The following is a 24,307-nucleotide window of genomic DNA, read 5'->3' as shown; positions in this document are numbered from 1 at the left end:
ATCTCTCCTAAAAGTACTGGTGTAAACTTTTATGCCACACCCCTAGAGTACCGTACCGGACTGTACGTCACTACCGTCACCATCTCAACCCCCACCGTTTAAATACAAAAGGACCCCCACAATACTGCGGGGGTCCCCTGTGTAAGATTCGCTACCTTCTAGAGGCAGAGCCTGCTACAAGAGCATAAGCGAATTGTCGTTGTTACGGCAATTACTTGATGATCTTGGTAACGCGGCCCGAACCAACGGTGCGGCCACCCTCACGGATAGCGAAGCCAAGGCCCTCTTCCATAGCGATGGGCTGGATCAGCTCAACGGTCATCTCGGTGTTGTCACCGGGCATAACCATCTCGGTGCCCTCGGGCAGCTTAATAACACCGGTCACGTCAGTGGTACGGAAGTAGAACTGAGGACGGTAGTTCGAGTAGAACGGGTTGTGACGGCCGCCCTCATCCTTGGAGAGGATGTAGACGTTTGCCTCGAACTCGGTGTGGGGGGTGATGGAGCCCGGCTCCACAACAACCTGACCACGCTCAACGTCGTCACGCTTGAGACCACGCAGAAGCAGACCACAGTTCTCGCCAGCCCATGCCTCGTCGAGCTGCTTGTGGAACATCTCGATACCGGTCACGGTGGTCTTCTGGATGGGTCGGATACCAACGATCTCGACCTCGGAGTTGATCTTCAGGGTACCGCGCTCTGCACGACCGGTCACAACGGTGCCGCGACCGGTAATGGTGAAGACGTCCTCGATGGGCATGAGGAAGGGCTTGTCCTTCTCACGAACCGGATCGGGGATGTAGCTGTCAACAGCTTCCATGAGTTCCTCAACCTTAGCAACCCACTCGGGGTCACCCTCAAGAGCCTTCAGAGCGGAAACGCGGATCACGGGAGCCTCGTCACCGTCGAACTCCTGCGAGGAGAGAAGGTCACGGACCTCCATCTCGACGAGGTCAAGAAGCTCTTCGTCGTCAACCATGTCAGCCTTGTTCAGTGCCACCAGCAGGGTGGGCACGCCAACCTGGCGAGCGAGCAGCACGTGCTCACGGGTCTGAGCCATAGGACCGTCGGTAGCAGCAACCACGAGGATTGCGCCGTCCATCTGAGCAGCACCGGTGATCATGTTCTTGACGTAGTCGGCGTGGCCGGGTGCGTCAACGTGTGCGTAGTGGCGCTTGTCGGTCTGGTACTCAATGTGCGCGATGTTAATGGTAATACCGCGCTGACGCTCCTCAGGAGCGGAGTCGATCATGCCGAAGTCACGCTTCTCGTTCAGGTCCGGGTACTTGTCAGCCAGCACCTTGGAGATGGCAGCGGTCAGGGTGGTCTTACCGTGGTCAACGTGACCAATGGTACCGACGTTAACGTGAGGCTTGGAGCGCTCGAACTTAGCCTTAGCCAAGAGTGTTCCTCCTAGAACGTATCGAAAACATGCACCCGAATCTTATCTCCGGCGCAATCCGTAGAAAAACGGTCTAGCGTCTACAATAGCGGATTACGACGCAGAGATGAAACTGTCCATGCCTTCAATGATGGATTTTAATTAAAAATTTTAGAGTGTGGGCTGCGCGTTTCTCAACCCGCAGCCCACAGGATGAGAGCGGTGATTACTCGCCGCGGCTCTTCTGGATGATCTCGTCAGCGACGTTCTTGGGAACTTCACCGTAGCTGTCGAAAGCCATCGAGAACACTGCACGGCCCTGGGTCTTACCACGCAGGTCACCAATGTAGCCGAACATTTCGGTCAGCGGCACGAGAGCTTTAACGATCTTCACGCCGGATGCATCCTCCATGGAACGCACGTGACCACGACGGGAGTTCAGGTCGCCGATAACATCGCCCATGTACTCCTCGGGGGTACGTACCTCAACGTCCATGAGCGGTTCCAGCAGAACCGGGTTAGCGCGCTTAGCACCTTCCTTGAACACCATGGAACCGGCGATCTTGAACGCCATTTCAGAGGAGTCAACATCGTGGTACGCACCGTCGATCAGGGTTGCTTTCACACCGACCATCGGGTAGCCAGCCAGGATACCGAACTTCATAGCGTCCTGAATACCGGCGTCAACAGAAGGAATGTACTCGCGAGGCACGCGACCACCGGTCACCTTGTCCTCAAACTCGTACAGTTCCTCGCCATCCAAGGGCAGCGGCTCGAAGGAAACCTGCACCTTTGCGAACTGACCGGAACCACCGGTCTGCTTCTTGTGGGTGTAGTCAACCTTCTCGACAGCCTTCTTAATGGTCTCGCGATACGCCACCTGAGGCTTACCAACGTTAGCTTCAACCTTGAACTCACGCTTCATACGGTCAACAATGATGTCCAAGTGGAGCTCGCCCATACCACCGATTTCGGTCTGGCCGGTCTCTTCGTTCAGCGACACGGTGAAGGTGGGGTCCTCAGCGGAAAGCTTCTGGATAGCGGTCGACATCTTCTCCTGGTCACCCTTGGTCTTAGGCTCAATAGCCACGAAGATCACGGGGGCGGGGAAGGTCATCGACTCAAGCACAATCGGATTTGCCGGATCGCACAGGGTATCACCAGTAGTGGTGTCCTTCAGACCAATCGCAGCATAGATGTGGCCTGCAGTGACTTCCTCAACAGGGTTCTCCTTGTTGGACTGCATCTGGAAGAGCTTGCCGAGGCGTTCCTTCTTACCCTTAGTCGAGTTAAGAACCTGCTGACCCTGGGCCGCGTGACCGGAGTACACACGGGTGTAGATGAGCTGACCGTAGAACGGGTGAGCTGCAACCTTGTAGGCCAGAGCCGCGAAAGGCTCATCAGCGGAAGCCTTACGGGTGAGCTTCTCTTCCTCATCCGAGGGGCTAGAGCCCTCCACAGCGGGCACATCCAGCGGGGAAGGCAGGTACTCGATCACGGCATCCAGCATGGGCTGAACACCACGGTTCTTGAAAGCAGAACCGCAGAGCACGGGGAACGCCTCACCGTTAATGGTCAGCTGACGGATACCAGCTTTGAGCTCGTCAACGGTCAGTTCGCCCTCTTCGAGGTACTTCTCCATGAGCTCTTCGCTGGACTCAGCAACAGCCTCAACCATCTCGGCACGGTACTCTTCAGCCTTAGCCTGCAGGTCGGCGGGGATTTCCTGAACCTCGTAGGAGGCACCCATGGTCACGTCACCCTTAGAGTCACCGGGCCATACGTATGCCTTCATTTCGAGCAGGTCAACCACACCAACGAAGTCGCTCTCAGCACCAATGGGCAGCTGCAGAACGAGCGGCTTAGCGCCCAAGCGGTCGATAATGGTCTGAACAGTGAAGTAGAAGTCCGCGCCCATCTTGTCCATCTTATTGACGAAGCAGATGCGGGGAACGTCGTACTTATCAGCCTGACGCCACACGGTCTCAGACTGAGGCTCAACACCTTCCTTGCCGTCAAACACTGCTACCGCGCCGTCAAGCACGCGCAGCGAACGCTCCACCTCAACGGTGAAGTCAACGTGACCGGGGGTGTCGATAATGTTGATCTGGTTGTCTTTCCAGAAGCAGGTGATAGCTGCGGAGGTAATGGTAATACCTCGCTCCTGCTCCTGAGCCATCCAGTCCATAGTTGACGCGCCATCGTGAGTCTCACCGATCTTGTGGTTAATACCGGTGTAGAACAGGATGCGCTCAGTTGTGGTGGTCTTACCGGCGTCAATGTGCGCCATAATACCGATGTTGCGGACCTTGTTCAGGTCAGTGTACACATCATGTGCCACGTTTTTCTCCCTAAATGAGATACTCCGAAAGCCTGACGGAAAACCCGGCAGGCTCTAAACGGAGAATTACCAGCGGTAGTGAGCGAAGGCCTTGTTGGACTCGGCCATCTTGTGAGTGTCTTCGCGACGCTTCACAGCGGCACCGAGACCATTGGACGCATCCAGGATCTCGTTCATCAGACGCTCAGTCATGGTCTTCTCGCGGCGCTGCTTTGAGAAGCCAACAAGCCAGCGAAGAGCCAGAGCGGTGGAACGGCCGGGGCGAACCTCAACCGGAACCTGGTAGGTAGCGCCACCAACACGGCGGGAACGAACCTCAAGCGAGGGCTTGATGTTGTCCATAGCCTTCTTCAGGGTAACAACCGGGTCAGAACCGGTCTTCTTCTCAACACCCTCAAGAGCACCGTATACGATGCGCTGGGCAACAGACTTCTTGCCGTCCAGCAGAACCTTGTTAATGAGCTGGGTGACCAGTGTCGAACCGTACACCGGATCGTTGACGAGGGGACGCTTGGGAGCGGGACCCTTACGAGGCATTACTTCTTCTCCTTCTTAGCGCCGTAGCGGGAGCGAGCCTGCCCGCGACCCTTAACACCCTGGGTATCCAGAGCGCCACGAACGATCTTGTAACGAACACCGGGGAGGTCTTTCACACGACCACCGCGAACGAGCACAATCGAGTGCTCCTGCAGGTTGTGACCTTCACCGGGAATGTATGCGGTAACCTCGACGCCGCCGTTGAGCTTGACACGAGCGACCTTACGCAGTGCCGAGTTCGGCTTCTTCGGGGTGGTGGTGTACACACGGGTGCACACGCCACGCTTCATGGGGTTGCCCTTCAGTGCGGGCGCCTTGGTCTTGACGACCTTGGGAGTCCGGCCCTTACGGACCAGCTGCTGAATAGTAGGCACGTTTTCTCCGTTGCATTGATGGGCTTATCTGTCTTCAAGCCCGCTAAACTGACTAGCTCCCGGCGCTTTCACCCCGGGCGCTCTCGGTTATAGAAGCCCGCACACACTAGCACCCCGCATGAGGTGATAAAGGGCGCGGGTTCTTGGCTCCCAGCGAATCACTTGCTACCTTACGACCGAGCTCGATTCGACCGGGGTTAGAAGTTTTTGGGCACACTTAAAAATGGCATTTAGGTGTCAGCACAAAAAGCAACACCAAAGGACGGTATCCATACTGCCATTGATTCGTTTGCCCGCGTGCCGGAATCTTCACGGCACCCGCGTAATAGCGGGCACCCCAGCACTGAGGCCAAGTACTTCGACATACGACTATACAGGTTAAAACCCGCTTAATCCAGCGGGTTTTACTGCCAAGAAGGCAACCACCGCTTTAAACCCTGTGTGATTACTCACCATCTTGGTGCGGGAGATGTTTCCACCCCGCAGGCGCATACCGTGTTTAAAGCCTCAGGAGGCGGCCCCGGCACAATGCCGAAGCCGCCTCCCTCAACTGCCCCAGTGGTTAGCACCAGAAGCAGACCGGATAGAACCTCAGGTGAGGCTACTCCATACCGCGACCGTACTCTTCCAAGGGAACCGCCATAAACCCGTTATTCGCATACGGGTACGGCTCGTCGCCCATCGGGCTAAAGACGCTCTGGTAACCGAATGCCTCCAGCGCGTTAAGCTGCTCCTGACGGGCCTGCGGGCTGGGCTCAACCTCAATATCGTTGTAGCGAGCCAAACCGGTACCGGCCGGAACCAGCTTACCGATAATGACGTTCTCCTTCAGGCCAAGCAGCGGGTCGGTCTTAGCCTCCATTGCGGCCTGAGTAAGCACGCGGGTGGTCTCCTGGAAGGATGCGGCAGAGAGCCAGGACTCGGTGGCCAGCGACGCCTTGGTAATACCCATCATCTCGGGGCGACCGGCGGCGGGCTTCTTACCCTCCGTCAGGGCCTTACGGTTAGCGCGCTGGAAGACGATATTATCCACCAGCTCACCCGGCAGCAGCTCAGTATCGCCAGACTCAATGACGGTCACGCGGCGCAGCATCTGACGCACAATAACCTCAACGTGCTTATCGTGAATCTCCACACCCTGAGACTTGTACACGCCCTGAACCTCGCTCACCAGGTGCTTCTGCGCCTCACGCGGGCCGCGAATACGCAGCACCTCCTTCGGATCCACCGAACCGGCGGCAAGCTGCTCGCCCACCTGCACATGATCGCCATCCTGAAGCTTCGAGGCGGCACGGCGCAGCACCGTGTACGACTGCGGATCAGAACCGTCATCCGGGGTCACCACAATCTTGTAGGAACGCTCCGTGTCCTCAATGCTCACCCGACCGGCAACCTCAGAAATAGGTGCCACACCCTTGGGGGTACGGGCCTCAAACAGCTCCTGGATACGAGGCAGACCCTGGGTAATGTCGTCAGCCGATGCCACACCACCGGTGTGGAAGGTACGCATGGTCAGCTGGGTACCGGGCTCACCAATAGACTGAGCCGCAATAATACCCACGGCCTCGCCAATATCGACCAGGGTGTTCGACGCCATCGAACGGCCATAGCACAGGGCGCACACGCCAATACCGGACTCACAGGTGAGCACCGAACGCACGCGCACATCCTTCACACCAGCCTTGAACAGCTTCTCAATCAGCACATCCGAGACATCCTCACCAGCGGCTGCAAGTACGCTGCCCTCAGCGTCCTTCACATCCACCGCAAGGGTGCGTCCGTGAATGGAGGTCTCAACATCCGGATGCAAGTTTGCCTCATCATCAATGAGCGGAAGCACCAGGCCGCGGCGGGTACCGCAGTCATGCTCACGCACAATCACATCCTGCGACACGTCCACCAGACGACGGGTTAGGTAACCCGAGTTAGCGGTACGCAGCGCGGTATCGGCAAGACCCTTACGGGCACCGTGGGTTGCGATGAAGTACTCCAGCACCGACAGGCCCTCACGGTAGGAGGACTTAATCGGGCGGGGCATAATCTCGCCCTTCGGGTTCGACACCAGACCACGGATACCCGCAATCTGACGAACCTGCATCCAGTTACCACGTGCACCGGAAGTCACCATACGGTAAATGGTGTTCTGACCGCCATTAGCGCTCAAATTATCGCGCATCGCCTCAGCAACCTCATCAGTTGCCTGGGTCCAAATCTCGATCAGTTCCTCACGGCGCTCATCATCGCCAATGGTGCCCATCTCAAAGTTCGCCTGGATAGCGGCGGCCTGCTGCTCATAGTTCTCCATGATCGCAGGTTTCATCGACGGGGTGGCAATATCAGAAACCGCCACGGTCACACCCGAACGTGAAGCCCAGTAGAAGCCAGCGTTCTTCAGGTTATCCAGGGTGCGGGCCACGATATCCATCGGGTACTTCTCAGCAAGATCGTTAATGAGCTTGCCCAGCCCCTTCTTATCAGCAACACCGGAGAACCACGGGTAATCCTTCGGCAGAGTCTGGTTGAACAGGATCTGACCGACGGTGCACTCCAGCAGAACCGGGCCGCCCGAGGTGTAACCCTCAGGAGCTTCCCAGCCCTCAGGTGCCACGAACTCATCACTGGAAAGACGCACCTTCACCTTGGTGTACAGCTCAATCTCGTGACGATCCATCGCCATCAGAGCCTCGGCAATCGACGAGAACGCGTGACCCTCATTCTTTTCACCCTCACGGGGAGTGGTCAGGTGATACAGGCCAATGATCATATCCTGCGACGGAACAGCCACAGGGCGACCATCCGAAGGCTTCAAAATATTGTTCGAGGAGAGCATCAGGATGCGCGCCTCAGCCTGAGCCTCGGGCGAAAGCGGCAGGTGAACCGCCATCTGGTCACCGTCAAAGTCAGCGTTGAACGCGGAGCACACGAGCGGGTGCAGCTGAATAGCCTTACCCTCAACCAGCTTCGGCTCGAACGCCTGAATACCCAGACGGTGCAGGGTAGGTGCACGGTTCAGCAGCACAGGGTGCTCGGTAATGATCTCTTCGAGAACATCCCACACCTGCGGGCGGAAACGCTCCACCATACGCTTTGCACTCTTAATGTTCTGTGCGTGCGAAAGCTCCACTAGGCGCTTCATGACGAAGGGCTTGAACAGCTCCAGCGCCATCTGCTTCGGCAGACCACACTGATGCATTTCCAGCTGCGGACCAACCACGATCACGGAACGGCCAGAGTAGTCCACGCGCTTACCAAGCAGGTTCTGACGGAAACGGCCCTGCTTACCCTTGAGCATATCGGAGAGCGACTTCAGCGGGCGGTTACCGGGGCCGGTCACGGGGCGACCGCGACGACCGTTATCGAAGAGCGAATCCACAGCTTCCTGCAGCATGCGCTTCTCGTTATTCACGATAATCTCGGGGGCGCCAAGCTCCAGCAGGCGCTTGAGGCGGTTATTACGGTTAATCACACGACGGTACAGGTCATTCAGGTCGGAAGTTGCGAAACGGCCACCATCGAGCTGAACCATCGGACGCAGCTCCGGCGGGATAACCGGAACAACATCCAGCACCATACCCAGCGGGGAGTTATTGGTGGTCAAAAACGCGTTAACAACCTTCAGACGCTTCAGCGCACGGGTCTTCTTCTGGCCCTTGCCGTTCTGAATGACCTCCTTCAGCGCCTCGGCTTCGGCCTCAAGGTCGAAATCCTCCAGGCGCTTTTTAATAGCTTCAGCACCCATTGCGCCCTCAAAGTACACGCCGTACTTATCAACCATTGAGCGGTACAGCGCCTCATCGCCTTCAAGGTCAGCGACCTTCAGGTTCTTGAAGCGGTCCCACACCTTCTCCAGGTGCTCAATCTCGCGGTCGGCGCGCTTACGGGCCGAAGCCATCTGACGTTCAGCATTCTCACGCAGCTTACGCTTCTCAGCAGCTTTACCGCCGTCAGCCTCAATACGCGCCAGCTCCTGCTCAACCTCGCGGGAAATAGCGGCAATATCGGCGTCGCGCTGGGTCTCCAGGGCCTTCTTATCACGGTCATGTGCGGCCTGCAGGTTCGGCAGATCCTCGTGACGAGCTTCCTCGTCCACGCTCGTGATCATGTAGGCGGCGAAGTAGATGACCTTCTCCAGGTCCTTCGGAGCCAGATCCAGCAGGTACCCCAGGCGGGAGGGAACACCCTTGAAGTACCAGATGTGGGTGACGGGGGCAGCCAGCTCAATGTGGCCCATACGCTCACGGCGCACCTTTGAGCGGGTCACCTCAACACCGCAACGCTCACAAATGATGCCCTTAAAACGTACGCGCTTGTACTTGCCGCAGTAGCATTCCCAGTCCTTAGTAGGGCCAAAAATGCGCTCGTCGAACAGGCCCTCCTTCTCGGGCTTGAGGGTACGGTAGTTGATGGTCTCGGGCTTCTTAACCTCGCCGTAAGACCAGCGACGAATATCGTCGGCGGTGGCAAGGCCAATTCGCATCAAACCAAGCGAAGATTCGTTGGACATATCGGTCCTAATCTCTTTCTGTAGTTTACGAAGACTTCGGTTTAGCGGGCGGGGCAACCGCAGCGGCGCCCCACCCTAGAAGGAAGGCGGATTATGCCTCGTCCACAGAGCTGGGCTCTGCGTGGGTGAGGCTCACACCCATATCTTCTGCTGCCCGGAAGCCTTCTTCCTCCGAGTCGCTCATCTCAATGGTCTTCCCGTCGGTAGAGAGCACCTCAACGTTCAGACACAGGGACTGCATTTCCTTAATAAGAACCTTGAAGGATTCGGGGATGCCCGGTTCGGGGATGTTCTCGCCCTTAACGATTGCCTCGTATACCTTCACACGACCAGCCACATCGTCAGACTTGACGGTCAAGATTTCCTGCAGGGTGTAGGCGGCGCCGTACGCTTCCAGCGCCCACACTTCCATCTCACCGAAACGCTGACCACCGAACTGGGCCTTACCACCCAGCGGCTGCTGCGTAATCATCGAGTACGGGCCGGTAGAACGAGCGTGAATCTTATCGTCCACCAAGTGGTGCAGCTTCAGGATGTACTGGTACCCCACCGAGATCGGGTCAGGGAACGGCTCACCTGAACGACCATCAATCAGACGGGCCTTGCCGGAGCGGTTAATCAGGCGGTCACCATCACGGTTCGGGTTTGCGTGGTCCATGAGGTCAAACAGCTCGTCCTCATGGGCGCCGTCAAACACGGGGGTTGCCAGGCGGGTGGGGCCGGACTCTTTCGGGAAGTTCGGCATATTCTTCAGCCAGGCCGGGTCGCCCTCAATCTTCCAGCCCTGCTTGGCCAGCCAGCCGGTGTGAACCTCAAGCACCTGCCCAATGTTCATACGGCCGGGCACACCCAGCGGGTTCAGGATGACGTCCACGGGGGTACCGTCTTCCAGGAAAGGCATATCCTCAATCGGCAGGATCTTGGAAATAACACCCTTGTTGCCGTGGCGGCCCGCGAGCTTATCACCATCGGTGATCTTACGCTTCTGCGCCACGTACACGCGCACCAGCTGGTTCACGCCCGGGGGCAGATCGTCTTCGTCGTCGCTTTCACGGTCGAAGATACGAACACCGATCACAGTACCGGATTCGCCGTGAGGAACCTTCAGGGAGGTATCGCGCACCTCGCGGGACTTCTCACCGAAGATCGCGCGCAGCAGGCGCTCCTCCGGGGTCAGGTCGGTCTCGCCCTTGGGGGTGACCTTACCGACCAGAATGTCGCCAGCCTCAACTTCGGCACCAATGTGGATCACACCGCGCTCATCCAGTGCGGACAGGGCCTCATCCGAGACGTTAGGGATATCGCGAGTGATTTCCTCAGGCCCGAGCTTGGTGTCGCGGGCATCGATCTCGTGCTCCTCAATGTGGATGGAGGTCAGCACGTCCTCGGAAACCATGCGCTGGGAGAGGATAATCGCATCCTCATAGTTCAGGCCCTCCCACGGCATGTATGCCACGAGCAGGTTCTTGCCCAGAGCGAGCTCGCCACGGTCGGTGGAGGGGCCGTCCGCAATAACGTCACGCTCTTCCACACGCTGACCGGCCTTAACCACAACACGCTGGTTGTAGCAGTTACCCGGGTTCGAGCGGGAGAACTTCATGATCGGGTACGAGCTGCTGGTGCCGTCATCATTACGGACCATCACCAGGTCAGCCGAGACCTCAGAGACCACGCCAGCTTTCTTCGCCAACACGGAGTCACCGGAGTCAAGCGCAGCGTACTTCTCCATACCGGTACCCACCACGGGAGCCTCAGACTCCAGCAGCGGCACAGCCTGACGCTGCATGTTCGCGCCCATCAACGCGCGGTTCGCGTCGTCGTGCTCAAGGTAAGGGATCAGGGCGGTTGCCACCGACACCATCTGGCGCGGGGAAACGTCCATGTACTGCACGTCGGTTGGTGCTACCAGCACGGCCTCACCGGAACCATCGCCTGCACGGCAGAGAACCTCGTCCTCAGCGAAGGTGCGGTCAGCGGTCAGCGGGGCGTTTGCCTGCGCAATAATGACGCTCTTCTCGTCATCAGCAGTCAAATAACGCACCTTGTCGGTGACCTTGCCGTCTTCAACCACGCGGTAGGGGGTCTCAATAAAGCCGTAAGAGTTAATGCGGCCATAGGTTGCCAACGAACCGATCAGACCAATGTTCGGGCCTTCAGGGGTCTCAATGGGGCACATACGGCCGTAGTGTGAGGGGTGCACGTCGCGCACTTCCATGCCCGCGCGGTCGCGGGAAAGACCGCCGGGGCCCAGTGCCGACAGGCGACGCTTGTGGGTTAGCCCAGCCAGCGGGTTGTTCTGGTCCATGAACTGCGACAGCTGTGACGTACCGAAGAACTCCTTAATGGCCGCCACTACGGGGCGGATGTTCACCAAGGACTGCGGGGTAATCGCGTCCACGTCCTGGGTGGTCATGCGCTCACGCACCACGCGTTCCATGCGGGAAAGACCGGTGCGGATCTGGTTCTCAATCAGCTCACCCACGGTACGGATACGGCGGTTCCCGAAATGGTCGATGTCGTCCACATCAACCTTCAGGTCGATCTCCTGGCCGCCGCGTGAACCCTTAATGGTGGGCTCACCGGCGTGCAGGGCGCACAGGTAATGAATCATCTGTGCAATATCGTCCTGGCTCAGCACCGACGCTTCATCCGAGTCTAGGGGCACCTCCACGCCGAGCTTGCGGTTCACCTTGTACCGGCCAACCTTCGCCAAATCGTAGCGGCGCGGGGTGAAGTACATGTTGTCAAGCAGTGCCTGGGCTGCCTCGACTGTGGGGGGCTCACCCGGGCGGAGCTTACGGTAAATATCGAGCAGGGCCTCGTCCCGGGTTGAGACGGAGTCCTTCTCAAGAGTCGCACGGATCGAGTCGTACTGGCCGAACTCTGAAAGAATCTTCGACTCGCTCCACCCCAGGGCCTTCAGCAGCACGGTCACGGACTGTTTACGCTTACGGTCCAGGCGCACACCCACCTGATCGCGCTTATCAATCTCAAGCTCGAACCAGGCGCCGCGTGAAGGAATCACACGTGCCGAATAGATGTCTTTATCTGAGGTGCGGTCCGGGGCCTTCTCAAAGTAAGCACCGGGCGAGCGCACCAGCTGGGAAACGACCACACGTTCGGTACCGTTAATAACGAAAGTACCGGATTCGGTCATGAGCGGGAAGTCGCCCATGAACAGGGTCTGCTGCTTAACCTCGCCCGTGGCGTGGTTAATGAACTCAGCTTTGACATAGAGCGGAGCGGCATAGGTGGCGTCACGGTCTTTGCATTCTTCAACCGTGTACTTGGGGTCCGCGAACTCCGGGTCGGAGAAGGAGAGCTGCATGGTCTCCTGAAAGTCCTTAATCGGGGAGATTTCTTCGAAAATCTCGGCAAGACCGGACTTACGCGGAACGGAGGTATCGCCAACAGCTTCAGCTGCTTCAAGGCGAGCCAGCCACCCGGCGTTACCGACAAGGCGGTCAAAACTATCGGTCTGGATAGCCAGCAGGTTAGGAACCTTCAACGGTTCGTTAATTTTTGCGAATGAAATACGGCGGTCGGTGTTACCCGCACCGTTAGCGGCGTCATGGTTAGAGGTGCTCGAAGCGACCAAGATGGGGATCCTTCCACAGACATGTCTGTTAGCAATCAGCCTCCCGGCAACGTTACCGAAAACACAGACTCCGGGCCGCAGATACGGTGCACGAAGCTACAGATGTCGAACGGGGAAACGTCACCTTCAAGCCTGTGCCCACCGCTATATGAAGGCACTCAGGTTAGGGAAAGCGTAAATATTAACGATACACCATTGTTTGAGGATTGTCTACCACACCCCGTGGGATGATGCAAGCGCCGGTTCACAAGAACTTGTGATGCCCCTTGTGAAAGCTTCAATAGTATGCCCGCAATAATTAATCACCGGATTTTGAACCGCTCATGAGAGTCTCTCACTCTCCCCCGCCCCGGCTGGCCTTCATGCTTCTAGTGCCCATAGTCAAAAATAGTGCCGTCAGGGTTGGTGTACGACTCAACCGCCATACCCACTTTCACCAGTTTTACACCGTCCTGGTACACCATTATCATGCCATGTTCAATATCCCACTCAGTCTCGGCTTCCACCACAATCAGCAGGCTGTTATTGTCCCAGGCCACCGTGCACCGATCCCAGATAGGGCCCACCAGGCTCCACACCTGAGATTCGGGAATATCCGGCAAGTATTGTTCCCAGCCGTACTCATCCGCCATATCAAAATACATACGGTAGAACTGGTACACATACGGGGTTGCCTGAGCAAAAATATCGGCATCGGGTGAGCGGAAGTTATCAATCGCGGCACGAATACGCTGCCACCCGGCGGAGTCAAGAGTCTGCAGATCGAACCTAAACGTTACTGCATTCTTCTTGAGCGCAGGCACATCCACTGGATCGCTCACATAGAGCTCTTTATCGGTATCGTAGGTGAAGTTTATGCTCTCAGGTTCAGGAGTGCTCTCAGGTTTCATCGCCGCCGCTTTCCTTCTGTATGAACTCCCATTATTTCATCACCGCTCCCCGTTCCGGTCTTTTTAGCGAACGTGTTCTTGAATCGTTGCCTCCAGTTCTTCAAGAAACCGTGCGGTGGGCGGGCGCACCTAACACCCGGTAGCTAGCACTCCACCACATTCAGCGCGAGACCGCCCATGGAAGTCTCCTTATACCGGTGTGACATATCCATGCCGGTTTGGCGCATCGTCTCAATCACCTGATCCAGCGACACCCGGTGCACCCCGTCCCCGCGCAGGGCCATGCGCGCCGCCGTCACCGCGTTCGATGCGGCCATAGCGTTCCGCTCAATACACGGGATCTGCACCAGCCCGCCCACGGGGTCGCAGGTCAGCCCCAGGTTATGCTCCATCGCGATCTCGGCGGCATTCTCAATCTGCTCATTCGTGCCGCCCAGCACCTGCGCCAGCCCAGCCGCCGCCATTGACGAGGCGGTACCGACCTCACCCTGACACCCGACCTCAGCCCCCGAGATGGAGGCCCGTTTCTTATACAGCGCACCGATTGAGGCAGCCGCCAGGAAGAACTTAACCACCGCGTCCTCACGCGCAGCCTGGCCACAGTGGCGAATCCCCGGGGTGTAATTCATGGCGTAGTGCAGCACCGCCGGAATAATACCCGAGGCGCCATTCGTTGGGGCCGTCACCACGCGCCCGCCGAAGGCGTTCTCCTCATTCACGGCAAGCGCGATCAGGTTCACCCAGTCCGTGGCGAATTCCGCCGACTTCTCGGGGTCCTCCACCATAAGGTCACGGTGCCAAGCCCCCGCACGGCACCGCACCTTAAGCGGCCCCGGCAGGTACCCCACGCGTGACAGCGAAGACCCAATGCACTCTTTCATGACCTGCCGAATGCCCAGAATACCAGCGCGTACTTCCTGCTCGGACCGGACGGAACACTCATTCGCCATTTTCAGTTCGGCAATACTCAGCCCAGCATCATTCGCCAGCTGCAGCAGCTCAGCACCGGAACCAAACGGATAAGGCGGGTTCGACAGGGACGCCCCTCCCGTGGCCTCCTCATCGCCCTCAACAACGAACCCGCCGCCAATTGAGAAGTAGGTGCGCTCCGCCAGTATCTGCTCACCAGCAAACGCAGTGATTTTCATACCGTTCGTGTGGCGTGGCAACACCGTGAGCGGGCGCAGGGTCATCTCGGCTTCACGGTAGTTCAGCACCGGCCCGTACACTTTCCCGTCCTCCCCGCCGGGGGCTCCCCCCGTGTAGGCCCGCGAGGGGTACCCGGCAAGCGGCAAGGTGCCATCTACACTATTGCGCTGCATCATCGCCTCGGCATCAGCAATGCAGATAGTTTCGGGGACGAACCCGCAGAGTCCTTTCAAAGCCGCGCTCATGGTGCCGTGCCCGGCCCCGGTTGCCGCAAGGGAACCGTAAAGATCGACGTGGATACGGCTCACCCTATCCAGCAGGTTCGCGTCGATCAGCTCGGCAATAAAACGGTTGGAGGCGCGCATCGGCCCCACTGTGTGCGAACTTGAGGGGCCCACCCCCACACTGAACAGCTCAAAGACACTAATGTCATACTCCAGTGCCTCCGCTTTTTTCTGCACGGCGCTGGGTATGCTGGCGGTGCTGGGGTTCCGGTCGTCATCGGGCGCACCAATGTTAAGAGCCATAGTTCACTAAACTTTCTGATTTTTCCCGGCACGACATTGCACCGCAACAGTGTTCTCACCCAGCCCCATACGTTGCCGAGCCCAGCCCCGGGTTCTGGGGTGAGGCGGCGAAACGCTACAGTATCTGCGGTATGAGCGGAGCCGCCGAGCAGGTATCAACAGCAGACGTTTCCCATCCTATCCCACCGGGCACCAACCTTAAAACTAAGGGTGGGTTACCCCGCACTCGCGCCCGCCCGCTAAGTGTTCGTTCGACTAAGACACCACGGGCAGAGGGCACACACGAAAACCGGGGTGCCACTCCCCCACCGCTGTGAGGAACCAGCACCCCGGATCTGTGCGTAAGCCCTACCGGATGCGCGGGCGGCTACACCGTGAGGAGCCGCCGCTTGTTGCTACTTCTCGCGCTTGTAGAACGGCAGCGGAACCACATCAAACGTTGCACGCTTACCGCGAATATCTACGTCCACCTCGGTGCCGACCTCGGAGAATTCGCGCTTCACCAGGGCCATTGCCACCGGGTAACCCAGGGTCGGCGAGGGAATACCGGAGGTGACCTCACCAATCTGGTTGCCCTCGGCATCAACAAGGAACGAACCCGCACGTGCCGGACGCTTCGCCTGTGCCTTCAGACCCACCAGGATGCGCTCCGACGGGGACTTCGCAAGCTCGGCCAGGGCGGCACGGCCCACGAAGTCAACGGCCTTCTTCTCCAAGGCAATCTCAACCAGGCGGCCCAAGCCAGACTCGAACGGGGTAATATCCAGGCCCAGCTCGTGGCCGTAAAGCGGCATACCAGCCTCAAGGCGCAGGGAATCACGGGAAGCCAAACCAGCAGGAGTCAGCCCAAACGGCTCACCTGCGGCGGCGAGAGCCTCCCACAGTTTCACGGCATCAGCGTTCGGCACGAACAGCTCAAAACCATCTTCACCGGTGTAGCCGGTGCGTGCCAGCAGCACATCCACCCCGGCGATGGTAACCGGCACAGAAGCGTAGTATTTGACCTCACGCACCGCGTCCTCATCGGAAGCACCAGCGGCCAGCAGAATCTCCTCAGCACGCGGACCCTGCACAGCAACCAGGGAGGTTTCCTCAGACTCATTGACGAACTTCACATCAAAATCGCCCAGGCGCTCACTCATGGCGGCGAAATCTTTATCAATATTGGCGGCATTGGGCACCACCAGGAACTCCTCGTCACCCAGACGGTAGGTGATGAGGTCATCAATAACACCGCCCTTATCGTTCACCAGGATAGAGTACTTGGCGCGGCCAGGCTTCAAGACAGACATGTTGGAAACCAGCGCGTAGTCAAGGAACGCTGCGGCGTCCGGCCCGCTCACACGGAACTCGCCCATATGGGAGAGATCAAAGATACCGGCGCGGGTGCGCACAGCCTCATGCTCGGCAACATCGTTAGCGTACTTGAGCGGCATATCCCAGCCACCGAAGTCGGTGAACGAGGCACCCAGTTTTTCGTGGACGGGGTACAGGGCGGTTTTCTTGGGTGACATATTATCTCCTTACTACACTGCTTCGTGTAAAAACTAGTGCAAGAACAATCGTTCTGCTATAAGTGTGGTTGGTGTGCTGGGGTACGCCCCGCTCCCCTGCCCTCCCGCGTCTGGGGGAGGGCGAAACGGGGCGCCCCTGAACCGGTGCTACCGGCCGAAAACCCTACTGGGCTTCAAGGTCGAATGCCTCCATCGGCGGGCATTCGCAAACGAAGTGGCGGTCACCACCGGCACCATCAATACGGCCCACCGGGGTGAAGTACTTATTCAGACGCAAAGACTTCACCGGGTACGCCGCCTGCGTGCGGGTGTAGGGGCGGTCCCACTCGTCAGCAGAGACGACCTCCACAGTGTGCGGGGCATTACGAAGCACCGAATCCTCCAGTGCGACCTTACCGTCTGCGACCTCAAGAATCTCGTCGTAGATGGTCTCCATCGCCTCAATGAAACGGTCGAGTTCCTCCTTCGACTCCGACTCGGTCGGCTCCATCATCAGGGTGCCCGGAACCGGGAACGCCAGGGTGGGGGCATGGAAACCGAAGTCCATCAGGCGCTTACACACGTCCTCAGCGGTCACATGCGAACGGTCGGTCAGCTCACGCACATCCAGGATGCACTCGTGACCCACCAGCCCGCCCGGGCCGGTGTACAGTACGGGGAACTTATCGTTCAGTTTCTTCGCCACATAGTTGGCGTTCAGTACCGCATATGCGGAAGAGCTCTTCAGACCCTCAGCGCCGCTCATCGCGATATACATCCAGCTGATCGGCAGCACCCCGGCCGATCCGAAGAACGCTTGCGAAATCGGAAGCGCCGCGCCTTCAGGCAGGTTACCTTCAGCGTCAGCGGTGTAGGCATCACCGGGCAGGTACTTCACCAGGTGCTCCCGCACCGCCAAGGGGCCCACGCCGGGGCCGCCGCCGCCGTGCGGAATGGAGAAGGTCTTGTGCAGGTTCAGGTGGGAGACGTCGCCGCCGAACTTACCGGGCTGCGCAAAGCCCATCTGCGCATTCAGGTTAGCGCCATCCACATACACCTGCCCGCCCGCAGCGTGCACCAGCTCGCACACCTGGGCCACCTGCTCCTCAAACACGCCGTGCGTGGAGGGGTAGGTGATCATAATGCCTGCGATCGCATCGCCGTACTTCTCAATCTTTGCCTTCAAATCCTCAACATCGATCGAGCCGTCGGTTGCGGTTGCCACACCCGCAACCTTAAGCCCAGCCAATGCGGCGGATGCGGCATTCGTGCCGTGTGCAGAGAGCGGAATGAGCACAGTATTGCGCTGATGGTCACCATTAGCCTCGTGGTAGGAGCGGATGGCACGCAGACCGGCGTACTCGCCTGACGCGCCTGAGTTCGGCTGCAGCGACACCGCATCGTACCCGGTGATAGCCACCAGCCAGTCAGAAAGCTCACGGATGAGCTCATGCCAGCCCTGGGCCTGATCGGCCGGTGCCAGCGGGTGAACGCCCGCAAATTCAGGCCACGAGATGGGCTCCATCTCGGCCGCCGCGTTCAGCTTCATGGTGCACGAACCCAGCGGAATCATCGTCCGATCCAGCGCCAAGTCCTTATCCGAGAGGCGGCGCAGGTAACGCATCATCTCGGTTTCAGAGCGGTACTTGTGGAAGATGGGATGCTGCATGTAGTCGTCGGTGCGCAGCAGTGCATCCGGGATACCAAACGCAGGGTCAGCCTCAGCGGGCAGCTCCCCACCGAGGACCTTCACAAGGCGCCCCAGCACGGCATCATCATGCGACTCACCCACTGAGATACCCACGCGGTTAGCGTCGAAACGGCGAATATTAACACCGGCATCCAACGCCTTAGCCACCAGCTCATCAGCCGCACCGGGTGCCTCAACAACAACGGTGTCAAAGAAGTCCTTGTGCGCAATACCGTAACCAGCCTTCTGCAGCGCAGTGGCCACACGTGCCGCATTCGTGTGCAGGCGTTCAGCAATAGCGCGCAGCCCCTCGGGGCCGTGATACATGGCGTAAGCACCGGCAACAATCGCCAGCAGGGCCTGGGCGGTACAGATATTACTGGTGGCCTTCTCACGGCGGATGTGCTGCTCGCGGGTCTGCAGTGCCAACCGGTACGCAGGTTTACCCGAAGAGTCCTGCGAAACACCCACCAGACGGCCCGGCAGGGTACGTTCCATCCCCTTATGAACCGCCATGTACGCGGCGTGCGGGCCGCCGAAGAAGAACGGCAAACCAAAGCGCTGGGTGTTGCCCACCGCAACATCGGCGCCCAACTCACCCGGGGACTTCAACAGAGTCAAAGCCAGCAAGTCGGCGACCACGGTCACCAGGGCCTTACGTTCTTTAGCGGCCTTAATAAGCGGCTCAATATCGCGCAGCTGGCCATCCTGGGCGGGGTACGCGAAGACCACACCGTACAGGTCGCCCTCGGGCAGCCCATCCGAGAAGTCGGTGATTACAAACGGGATGTCGAGCATCTGCGCACGACCACGCACCACCGAAATCACCTGCGGCAGGCAGCGTGAGTCAATGGCGAAGAAACCGTTCTTCACCTTACGGTTAGCGCGGTGCATCATCACAACCGCTTCAGCAACCGCGGTCGCCTCATCCAGCAGGGAGGCGTTGGCGATCTCAAGACCGGTCAGTTCCATGACCGTGTTCTGGAAATTCAGCAGAGCCTCCAGGCGGCCCTGCGAAATTTCAGCCTGATACGGGGTGTATGAGGTGTAAAACCCGGGATTCTCAAGGATATTACGGCGAAGCACAGCGGGGGTTACGGCATCATAGTAGCCGGCACCAATCATCTGTGCGTACACCTTATTCTTAGCGGCATACCCAGCGATCTTAGCCAGTGCATCCTGCTCAGTCAGCGGCTCCGGCAAAGGCAGATCGGCACGAAGACGAATCTGTTCGGGGACGACGGCGTCCATCAGAGCCCCTAGGGAGTCATACCCCAGGGTGCTGAGCATCTGCTCAGCGTCTGCGGAACGGGGGCCGAGATGACGGTCAATGAAAGACATATATCTATCTCCTAATCGGCGCAAACCGTTAGCGGTTCACAACGGTGCTGTTGTGTATAACAGTACTAATTTTCCCACAATGTGGGCTTAAACTTCTAGCTGTCTATGCCCTGTGACACGCATATTATGGGGGCTTACCGGCACATATATATGCACAGGTTAGGGCGCGTCAAGAGACTTCTTGCCGCCGCGCACTATGAGCGTCATCCCCACACCAACGGCCGCGGTCAGGGCCAAGAGCATCAACCCGTTAAAGTAGCTGTTCGCGGCGGCATTATAGGTTGCGCCCATCACCAGCGGCGGGAAGAACCCGCCCAGCCCACCGGCGGCACCAATAATTCCAGACGCGATGCCCACCTTATCGGCTGGAATAGCACGGCCAACCCAACCAAATACGCTGCCGCACCCAAGCCCCAGCAGCACCGCCATCGTCAAGAACAGCGGGCCATACACATGCTCCCCTTCGGGCTGGAGGGCCACCGAGGCTCCCAGCGCCACGGTTCCGCCCATACCTATCAGGGTCACCAAGCGCGGCCCCACCCGGTCGGCCAGTATCCCGCCGAGAGGACGAGCCGCCACCGCAGCAACCGCGAAGCCAGAGGCACGCATCCCCGCCTCAATCAGGTTCTTCTCGTACACGTTCGTAAGGAACGTGGGCAGGTAGTTTGAAAACGCCACAAAAGCGCCGAAGAAAATCGAGTACAAAAAGCACAGCTGCCACGTTTCTTTAACACGGGAGGCCGCCAAAAGTTTAGGGATTATCGGCTCGGTAGAACGAGTGAACTGTGGGGAATCACGCAGAACCGTAAAACATACGGCCGCCATCACCAGGCACAGGGCGGCCAGCAGAATATGGGTGGGCCAGTACCCCAGCTGCCTGTGCAAAATCGGGGTCACAAACGCCGAAACGGCGGTACCCACGGTACTCACCCCATAAATACCGGTCGCGAACCCCTTCTTCGAGGCACCGTACCAGGCTGCACTGAACGGGATACCCACCGCGAACACGGTACCGGCAATACCAAGAAGGAAGCTAAACACCAGCATCAGCCCGAACGATTTCATGGAACCCGCCAGCGCCACCAGCAGCGTTAATGGGGCGCTGAGCGCCATAACAGCGGTGAGCATCACGCGCCCGCCGTACTTATCGGTGAGCGCCCCAGCAGGGATACGCCCTACCGCCCCCACCAGTACAGGCATAGCAATCAGTAAGCTGGAGCCTCCCTCATCCAAATGCATTTGCTCTGGGGAGGAATAGAATTTGGCGAGCGGGCTAATAACGCTCCAGGACCAGTACGCAAAAATGGAGGCGAACGTTGCCACCAGCAGGTTACGCAGCTGCCCTTTCTTCAGGTCAGCATGTTTCACTTCAGAAGCTTCCATGGTTCCTCGTTGGTGTATCGGTGTTGCGTTGTCTACTAAAACCCACACTGAATATATGCATATTTTATACGAAATTTATGGGTTATTGTGACTGTTGCCCCATCAATTTGTTGTTTTACGATTTGAAACCCACAGAAAAAAGCTCTGGTCGTTCCCCACCAGGGTGGGGAACGACCAGAGCCGTGGAACAAACAGTTGAGTGAAAAACTCAGCTACTGTTTCGCAACAGCCTAAGCCTTATGATGCTCCGGCTTGCCTCCGTGCTTGACGAAGAATGCCGAGGCGAAGGCCAAGGCCGCGGTTACAGCCAACAGGGTTAGGCCAACGAAGTAGTTACGATGTGCGGCATCGTAGGTTGCGCCCATCACCAGCGGCGGGAAGAACCCGCCCAAAGCACCAGCAGCAGCGATCACACCAGAAACCGCACCCACGTTCTTCGGGTCAGCCGCGCGGCCAACCCAGCCGAAGACCGAGCCGGAGCCCAAGCCCAGCAGAGCTGCCATCGCCAAGAAGATGGGGCCATAAACGTGCTCGGCGTCCGGCTGGAATGCGGTAACCAATGCCAAAGCCGATACGCCGCCCAAGGCAATGAAGGTAATGATCTTCGGGCCGAACTTGTCAGCCAAGATACCGCCGAAGGGACGAGCGACCACGGCAGCCGCCGCGAAACCTGCGGCACGAGCACCAGCAGCCTCAGCGTCGAAGTTGTAGATATTGTTCAGGTAGGTCGGCAGGTAGTTCGAGAACGCCACGAAGCCGCCGAACACCACAGAATAAAGGAAACACAGCTGCCAGGTGGACTTCACCTTGAACGCCCGAATGATCTTCGGCATCAGCGGGGTAACCTCGCGGTTAGCGGTCGCCGGTGAATCACGCAGAAACAAGAATGAGATGGTGGCGGTCACTGCGCACAGGCCAGCGATCATGTAGTGGGTGTTCATGTAGCCCACGAGAGACAGCAGACGCGGAGTGAAGAAGGCCGACAGTGCGGTACCGACCATGCCTGCACCGAACACGCCGGTTGCGAAGCCTTTACGCGCGGGCGGGTACCAAGCTGCACTGAACGGGATACCCACTGCGAACACGGTACCGGCAATACCGAGCAGGAACGAGAAGACCAGCATCAGGGGGAAGGACTTCATCGAACCGGCAAGACCGACCAAAAGCACCAGCGGGGTGCTCACAGCAAGCACCAGGCTCATCATGATGCGCCCGCCGTACTTATCGGTCAGACCACCGATCGGGATACGCCCGACTGCACCAATAAAGATCGGCATGGCAACCAGCAAACTGGTGGTGCCCGGGTTTAGGTTCATCTGTTCCGGTTTAGCGTAGTACTTAGCTAACGGACCGACGATTGTCCACGCCCAGAACCCGACGGTCGAGGCGAAGGTAATCAACAGCAGATTAAACAGCTGACCTTTTTTCAGGTCGTAACTCTCAGCAGCGGGAGCGCTCATGTTTCCTCATTATGATTGTGTGTTTACTTATCGGCGGAAGACATCTTCACGGTCATGAGTACCGATCGGATCCCAACCACGGCGTGCGCCCACACGCTCCCCACCGCGGGAACGGTAGATGGTGTACGGGCGGAACAGGTAGTGCAGCGGCATAGTCAGCGCGTGCACCAGGCGAGTGAACGGCCAGATGATGAACAGCACCATGGCCGCAATAATATGAATCTTGAAGGATAGCGGCACGTTGACCATCAGCGCCACCTCCGGGTGGAAGTAGAAGATGGAACGGAACCATACCGCGATGGAGGTGCGGTAGTTGAACTCCACTTCATGCCCGTTAACCGGCGGCAGGCCGCCGGAAGGATTAATTGCCGAGAACAGGGTCGCGGCGGTACCAGCCAGAATCACGGCCACCAGCACGAAGTACATGAATTTATCGTTCGCAGTAGTTGCGGTGAACACCTGGGCGTTATTGCGGCGGCGCCACAGCAGCAGTGCCAAACCGGCAATGGTGGCTAGAGCGGCAGCCGAGCCGCCCACCAATGCAACAATGTGGTAGGTGTGATCATCCACCACATAATCCGTGAGCATCTTCGGGACCACAAGACCGCCCACGTGTCCCATGAACACGGCGGCTAGGCCGTAGTGGAACAAGGGCGAACCCAAACGCAGCATCTTCGATTCGTAAATCTGCGAAGAACGTGTGGTCCAGCTGAACTGATCGGTGCGGTAACGCCAAATGGTGCCACCGATCAGGATAAGAATGGTGACGTAGGGAAGCACGCCCCACAAGAGGATATCAACAATCCCCGGCTCGCCAACAGGCACAGGCACCCCATGGGCTGCATGCTCAGATGCGAGTGCGTACACGATGTACTCCTATCGAGGGGTTTAAGGGTTATTAGGATTAGCTTGGGCGATGCGGGGGTCGGCGTACCCGGAAAGACCAACGGTCTCAACGGGCGGTCCGTACCCTGCCATCTGCTGCACCTGCTCCTGGGTCTCGGGAGAGACGCCCGGCAGGGTGCCGCAGATACTGTGCAAAAGCCCATAGTGGGGCAGGTTTCCATCTTTCAGGGACAGCCGCAGAAGCTCCAAAGAAGGGCGGTACGCCTGTAACGCGGCACGCCCTTTTGTACGATCCACAAGAGCGGCGAATTCCAGCACCAGCGGCAGGTAGTCGGGCAGTTCCCCATTGAGCTGAGTAAACATTCCCGAGTCGCGGTACATCTGCTTAAACTTGAGCAGGGTCTCACCGCGGCGGCGGGTGTCGCCATCCGTCCAATAGGAAAGGTGCAGAGCGTGGCGGCGGGAAAGGTCATACTCCTGCACGTACTCGCTCTGAACATCTTCCAAATCTTGTGCGGTCATCCAGTTAGCGACGGTCTGCACGGCCTGGGTGAACTCGTCATCCTCAGTGGCCTGCGCCAAACGGATAAGTTCGGGAAGGGTTTGCACTAGCTCCTCGCTGGGGTAACCCAAGAGCATGCCGCTGACCTGGTAGATGACCGAATCCCGATCCTGCCCGGGGCCGAAGTCCCGGTCAAAAGGGTCGATATTATCCTGCGCGGGGTGCGCCGGATCCGAGGTTTTATCCTCGGACCCGGCTGTACCCATGAGCCTGGAGAAGAAACCAGCCACT

The 24,307-nt window shown here is 58.4% G+C and carries 14 protein-coding genes; all 14 read right to left on the bottom strand.

The window, feature by feature from the left end:
* Positions 1-211 precede the first annotated feature (211 nt).
* The 14 genes from tuf to narJ all read right to left on the bottom strand — a co-directional run bounded on the left by tuf (position 212) and on the right by narJ (position 24,306).
* Positions 212-1,402, bottom strand: coding sequence for an elongation factor Tu (gene tuf / locus D8M41_RS00865; RefSeq protein ID WP_006887686.1), 1,191 nt, complete (start codon positions 1,400-1,402; stop codon positions 212-214).
* A 205-nt stretch (positions 1,403-1,607) separates the two neighbouring features.
* Entirely contained in the window at positions 1,608-3,722 is a 2,115-nt protein-coding gene (gene fusA, locus D8M41_RS00860; protein WP_006887698.1) for an elongation factor G, read from the bottom strand.
* Positions 3,723-3,788: 66 nt separating this feature from the next.
* Entirely contained in the window at positions 3,789-4,259 is a 471-nt protein-coding gene (rpsG, locus tag D8M41_RS00855) for a 30S ribosomal protein S7 (RefSeq protein WP_006887788.1), read from the bottom strand.
* Positions 4,259-4,633, bottom strand: coding sequence for a 30S ribosomal protein S12 (gene rpsL, locus D8M41_RS00850; protein WP_005504939.1), 375 nt, complete (start codon positions 4,631-4,633; stop codon positions 4,259-4,261). Before rpsL ends, rpsG begins: the two co-directional genes overlap by 1 nt.
* Positions 4,634-5,234: 601 nt before the next feature.
* Entirely contained in the window at positions 5,235-9,137 is a 3,903-nt protein-coding gene (locus tag D8M41_RS00845; RefSeq protein ID WP_126926236.1) for a DNA-directed RNA polymerase subunit beta', read from the bottom strand.
* Between the two features lie 91 nt (positions 9,138-9,228).
* Positions 9,229-12,735: a DNA-directed RNA polymerase subunit beta gene (rpoB, locus tag D8M41_RS00840; protein WP_126926235.1), complete on the bottom strand. Its 3,507-nt coding sequence runs from the start codon at positions 12,733-12,735 to the stop codon at positions 9,229-9,231.
* Positions 12,736-13,103: 368 nt separating this feature from the next.
* Positions 13,104-13,625 carry a DUF6985 domain-containing protein gene (locus D8M41_RS00835; RefSeq protein WP_126926234.1) on the bottom strand — a complete coding sequence of 174 codons (522 nt, stop codon included), beginning with the start codon at positions 13,623-13,625 and terminating at the stop codon, positions 13,104-13,106.
* Between the two features lie 143 nt (positions 13,626-13,768).
* A complete protein-coding gene (locus tag D8M41_RS00830) occupies positions 13,769-15,301 on the bottom strand; it encodes an L-serine ammonia-lyase (protein ID WP_006887699.1) in 1,533 nt (510 codons plus the stop codon).
* A 395-nt stretch (positions 15,302-15,696) separates the two neighbouring features.
* Positions 15,697-16,815: a glycine cleavage system aminomethyltransferase GcvT gene (gene gcvT / locus D8M41_RS00825; protein WP_006887780.1), complete on the bottom strand. Its 1,119-nt coding sequence runs from the start codon at positions 16,813-16,815 to the stop codon at positions 15,697-15,699.
* 163 nt (positions 16,816-16,978) lie between these two features.
* Entirely contained in the window at positions 16,979-19,825 is a 2,847-nt protein-coding gene (gene gcvP, locus D8M41_RS00820; RefSeq protein WP_006887792.1) for an aminomethyl-transferring glycine dehydrogenase, read from the bottom strand.
* A 159-nt stretch (positions 19,826-19,984) separates the two neighbouring features.
* Entirely contained in the window at positions 19,985-21,208 is a 1,224-nt protein-coding gene (locus D8M41_RS00815; protein ID WP_006887764.1) for an MFS transporter, read from the bottom strand.
* Between the two features lie 230 nt (positions 21,209-21,438).
* Positions 21,439-22,668: an MFS transporter gene (locus tag D8M41_RS00810; RefSeq protein WP_006887756.1), complete on the bottom strand. Its 1,230-nt coding sequence runs from the start codon at positions 22,666-22,668 to the stop codon at positions 21,439-21,441.
* Positions 22,669-22,695: 27 nt separating this feature from the next.
* A complete protein-coding gene (narI, locus tag D8M41_RS00805; RefSeq protein ID WP_006887776.1) occupies positions 22,696-23,535 on the bottom strand; it encodes a respiratory nitrate reductase subunit gamma in 840 nt (279 codons plus the stop codon).
* Positions 23,536-23,556: 21 nt separating this feature from the next.
* Complete coding sequence (gene narJ / locus D8M41_RS00800) at positions 23,557-24,306, bottom strand: nitrate reductase molybdenum cofactor assembly chaperone (protein ID WP_006887766.1); 750 nt, start codon at positions 24,304-24,306, stop codon at positions 23,557-23,559.
* Position 24,307: the final 1 nt, after the last annotated feature.

This window comes from Rothia sp. HSID18069 (assembly GCF_003989155.1).
GTDB lineage: Bacteria > Actinomycetota > Actinomycetes > Actinomycetales > Micrococcaceae > Rothia > Rothia aeria.
The sequence above is the reverse complement of the archived record's forward strand: the minus strand, read 5'-3'. Positions and strand labels throughout refer to the sequence as shown.